5 protein-coding genes are annotated in these 4,285 nt (G+C 64.5%); all 5 read right to left on the reverse strand.

Annotation, left to right across the window (positions count from 1 at the left end; translation table 11 throughout):
* On the reverse strand, window positions 1-199 hold a 199-nt coding region (locus tag EN964_RS26460), incomplete at its 3' end, for a CoA transferase (protein WP_206528761.1).
* Between the two features lie 35 nt (window positions 200-234).
* Complete coding sequence (locus EN964_RS26465; protein WP_127272704.1) at window positions 235-1,266, reverse strand: ABC transporter ATP-binding protein; 1,032 nt, start codon at window positions 1,264-1,266, stop codon at window positions 235-237.
* Window positions 1,263-2,339, reverse strand: a complete 1,077-nt coding sequence (locus tag EN964_RS26470) for an ABC transporter ATP-binding protein (RefSeq protein WP_127271705.1) — start codon at window positions 2,337-2,339, stop codon at window positions 1,263-1,265. Before EN964_RS26470 ends, EN964_RS26465 begins: the two co-directional genes overlap by 4 nt.
* 3 nt (window positions 2,340-2,342) lie before the next feature.
* On the reverse strand, window positions 2,343-3,185 hold the full coding sequence (locus EN964_RS26475) for an ABC transporter permease (RefSeq protein WP_127276927.1): 843 nt from the start codon (window positions 3,183-3,185) through the stop codon (window positions 2,343-2,345).
* The gene (locus EN964_RS26480) at window positions 3,185-4,198 is read right to left on the reverse strand and encodes an ABC transporter permease (RefSeq protein WP_023811560.1); all 1,014 of its coding nucleotides are present in this window, start codon (window positions 4,196-4,198) and stop codon (window positions 3,185-3,187) included. Before EN964_RS26480 ends, EN964_RS26475 begins: the two co-directional genes overlap by 1 nt.
* Between the last annotated feature and the right edge of the window lie 87 nt (window positions 4,199-4,285).

A 4,285-nucleotide genomic window follows, 5' to 3' on the forward strand; every position in this document is an offset into this window, starting at 1 on the left:
AGCTCGGCACCGACCACGCCCTGGTGTCGTCGCCGCCATCTATGTTCTCGATCTTCCAGACCTCGGCGCCGAGATCGGCAAGGCTCATCGTTGCCCAAGGACCGGCGAGCACGCGGGAAAGATCGAGAACCTTGATGCCTTCGAGCGGCAGGCGCGCGGATCCTGCCGTACCGGCATTCTCGGAATGGTCCTCAGTCACGATCAAGATTCCTTCGGGTGAATTCGGCAGGCCAATCACACAGTCTTGAACGTGTTGACCGGCTCCGGAAAATGACAGGCGACGCGATGCGAACCGCCAGCCGGATCGAGCGGCGGTTCGACGGCAGCGCAGATCGCCTGCGCCTTGAAGCAGCGCGTGCGGAAGCGGCAGCCGGATGGTGGGTTGAGCGGGCTCGGCACGTCACCGGTCAGTACGATGCGCTCGCGCTTGCGCTCCTTCTCGGGATTGGCGAGCGGCACCGCCGACAGCAGCGCCTGCGTGTAGGGATGCAGCGCCCTCGAATAGAGTTCGGCCGCGGGTGCGATCTCTACGATCTTGCCGAGATACATCACCGCGACCTGGTGCGAGATGTGGCGCACGACCGAAAGATCATGTGCGATGAACAGATAGGATGTGCCGAAAGACTGCTGGATATCCCTGAGCAAATTGAGCACGCCAGCCTGCACCGAAACATCGAGCGCCGAAACCGGTTCGTCGAGGATCACCACTTGCGGGTTCAGCGCAAGCGCCCGGGCGATGACGACACGCTGGCGCTGGCCGCCTGACAGTTCGTGCGGATAGCGCTTGCCATGCTCGGGATTGAGCCGCACCAGTTCGAGCAGTTCGGCGACGCGGGCGCGGCGGTCGGCCGCCGACATGTCGCTCATGCGCAGCGGCTCGGCGACGTTGTCGGCAATGCGCATGCGCGGATGCAGCGACCCGTACGGGTCCTGGAAGACCAGCTGGATGTAGCGCCGCATCAGGCGCATGTCTTCGTGGTTGAGGGCGAGCAGGTTCTGGCCCCGGAACCAGCTTTCGCCGCTGGTGGGCTCGATCAGCCGCATCAGGCAGCGTCCGAGAGTCGACTTGCCGCAACCGGATTCGCCGACGAGGCCCAGCGTTTCGCCCGGCGCCAAGTCAAAGGACACATCGGCCACCGCACGCACATGGGCAACCGCGCGATCGAAGACGAGGCCACCGCGAACCGGAAAATCCTTGACAAGATGGCGCACGGAAAGCGCTGCCGCCGGCTTGGTTTCGACTTGAGTTTGCTCCACTGCGCTCATGGGGCCATGCTTCCACTGTCCAGTTCTGCCGCCGCCAGCGAGGCGCTATGGAAGGGCGGCAAGGTCGTCGCGAAATGGCAGGCCGAGAAGCGGCCGCCTATGTCGTGCAAAGGCGGATCCTCGGTCCTGCAGCGTGCCTCGGCATAGATGCAGCGCGGATGGAAGGCGCAGCCGCCCGGCAAGCGCCCAAGTGCGGGTGGCGAGCCATCGATCGAAAACAGCCGCTCGCGGCTTTCCTCGAGATTGGGGATCGAGGCAATGAGGCCGCGCGTATAGGGATGGCGCGGGTCGGCGAACAGCTCGGATACGCCAGCCTGTTCGACGACACGGCCGGAATAGACGACCGCGACGCGGTCGGCATGACCGGCGACGACGCCGAGATCATGGGTAATCAGCACCAGGCCAAGGCCGAGCCGCTCCTGCAACGAACGCAGCACTGCCAGTATCTGCGCCTGCACCGTCACATCGAGCGCCGTGGTCGGTTCGTCGGCGATCAGCAAATCGGGATCGTTGGCGACGGCCATGGCGATGACCGCGCGCTGGCGCATGCCGCCGGAGAATTCATGCGGATACTGGTTCACCCGGCGCTCCGGCTGCGGGATCGCCACCAGATTGAGCAATTCCACCGCCCGCGCCATGGCCTGCTTGCGGGTGACGCGCTGATGCAGCCTGACCGCCTCGGCGATCTGGGCGCCGACGGTCATCACCGGGTTTAGCGAGGACAGCGGGTCCTGAAAAATCATGGCGATGCGCGCGCCCCTGATCTTGCGCATTTCGCGTGACGATTTGCCGACCAGTTCGTCGCCGTTGAAGCGGACCGAACCGGTGACGACCGCGTTCTTCGACGTCAGGCCGAGCGCGGCGAGCATGCCGACGGACTTGCCCGAGCCGGATTCCCCGACAATGCCGACCACTTCGCCCTTGGCGACTTCGAGGTCGATGCCGCGCACCGCTTCGAACTGATCGCCTGCCCGCCGGAAGCCTACCCGCAGGCCGCGTATGGACAGCAGCGGCTCGCGCTCGCCTGCCTTGTCGGCTGCGCCGGACTGCGCTGAAGATATCTGTGCGCTCATCGCTTAATCCGACCTTGGATCGAGAATGTCGCGCAAGCCGTCGCCGATGAAGTTGAAGCCGAGCACGATGGTGAGGATGGCGACGCCCGGACCGAAGGCGATCCACCATTGGTAGAAATGGACGGCGCCATCGGAGATCATCGACCCCCATTCGGGCGTCGGCGGCGTGGCGCCGAGACCGATGAAGCTGAGCGACGCGGCAAGCAGCACGACCTGGCCGAGATCCATCGTCGCGCTGATCAGCACCGGGGTCCAGCAAAGCGGCAATATGTGCGTGAACAGCACGCGGCGCGGCCTGGCGCCGGCGGCGATCGCCGCCTCGACATGCTCACGCTCCTTCACCTCCAGCACCTGCGCCCGCATCAGCCGGGCATAGACCGGCCACCAGACCAGAACCATGGCGATGGCGGCATTGCCGAGGCCCGGCCCAAGCGACGCCGCGACGGCCATAGCCAGCAGCATCGGCGGGAAGGACAGAGTGACGTCGACAAGCCGCATGATCGCCGCACCGGTCAGCCCGCCGACGAACCCGGAAATGGCACCGAGCAGCGAGCCGATCACCACAGCCGAGACGACGACCAGAACCGCGATCGGCAGCGAATGCGCCGCCCCGTGCAAGGTGCGGGCGAGAACATCGCGGCCGAGAGCATCGGTGCCCAGCCAGTGCGCCCAGCTCGGCGGCTGCAAGCGGCGCGCGACCATTTCGAGCGGATCGAACTGCACGATTAAGGCGGCGAAGACGGTCATGAACAGCCAGAACAGGATGACGACCGTGCCGATGACCAACGGCGCGGTCAGCCATTCGGGAACAGCGGCGGAATGGGATTTGGTTGTGACCGCCGACATCAGCTCAACCTCACGCGCGGATTGGCCACCACGTAGAGGATGTCCGTGATGAGGTTGGTGACCAGGAAGGCGAGGCCGCCGACGATGGTGACGCCGATGATCGCCGGGAAGTCGAGCGCGCGCGCCGCCTCGACGGCATAGGAGCCCATGCCGGGCCAGGAAAAGATGGTTTCTGTCAGCACCGCGCCGGTGATCAGATAGGCGAAGGAATAGCCGATGACGGTCAGGGTCGGTACCATGGTGTTGCGCAACGCATGGACGATGACGACGCGGAATTCGCTCGCCCCCTTGGCGCGCGCGGTGAGGACGAACTCGCGGCTCATCACATCAAGCATGTTGGCGCGCACCAGCCGCGATATGGTGCCGGAAACCGTCCAGCCGAGGACGAAGGCCGGCAGAAGCAGGTGCCAGAGCGCGTCCTTGAAGACGGTCCAGTCGCCAGCCAGAAGCGAATCGATGGTCAGGAAGCCGGTGATGCCGGGCGGCAATGCCAGGCGGGCATCGACCCTGCCCGGCCCCGGCAGCCAGTTCAGCATGACGGAGAAGATGAACAACAGGCCGAGCCCCGACCAGAACACCGGCAGCGAAGAGCCGAACAAGGCGAACAGCCGCGCGCCATGATCGATCAGGCTGTTGCGGAAATAGGCGGCCAGCACACCAAGCACAATGCCGAGCGTGGTGCCGAAGATCATCGCAGCGAAAACCAGTTCGAGCGTTGCCGGCAAGCGGTAGAGAATGTCGGTGCCGACATTGCGCTTGGTGATGAACGAGGTGCCAAGATCGCCGCTCAGCAGATTCCCAAGATATATCATATAGCGTTCCGGCAAAGGACGATCGAGACCCCAGCGCGCCTTGGCGGCGGCCACCACTTCGGGGTTGCTCATCTGCTGTTCGGCGACAATCGCGGTCAGCGGATCGCCCTTGGTCACCGTAGTGATCAGGAAGGCGATGGTGACGATGCCGAGCACCAGAAACGGCATGGCGATAAGCCGGCGCAAAATATAGCGAGACACGTGGCTACCTTCACAAGGAGGGGCTTCGTAAGATGGCACAGGGCGCTTGGAGATGCCATCGAGGGAAGCATATTGACAGTGGGGGAA

This window comes from Mesorhizobium sp. M7A.F.Ca.CA.001.10.2.1 (genome assembly GCF_003998575.1).
Lineage (GTDB): Bacteria > Pseudomonadota > Alphaproteobacteria > Rhizobiales > Rhizobiaceae > Mesorhizobium.

What these genes read in the sequence shown, in the direction of transcription:
- EN964_RS26475 (WP_127276927.1), bottom strand. Translation starts at nt 3,185, where the DNA reads ATGTCGGCGGTCACAACCAAATCCCATTCCGCCGCTGTTCCCGAATGG.
- EN964_RS26465 (WP_127272704.1), bottom strand. Translation starts at nt 1,266, where the DNA reads ATGAGCGCAGTGGAGCAAACTCAAGTCGAAACCAAGCCGGCGGCAGCG.
- EN964_RS26470 (WP_127271705.1), bottom strand. Translation starts at nt 2,339, where the DNA reads ATGAGCGCACAGATATCTTCAGCGCAGTCCGGCGCAGCCGACAAGGCA.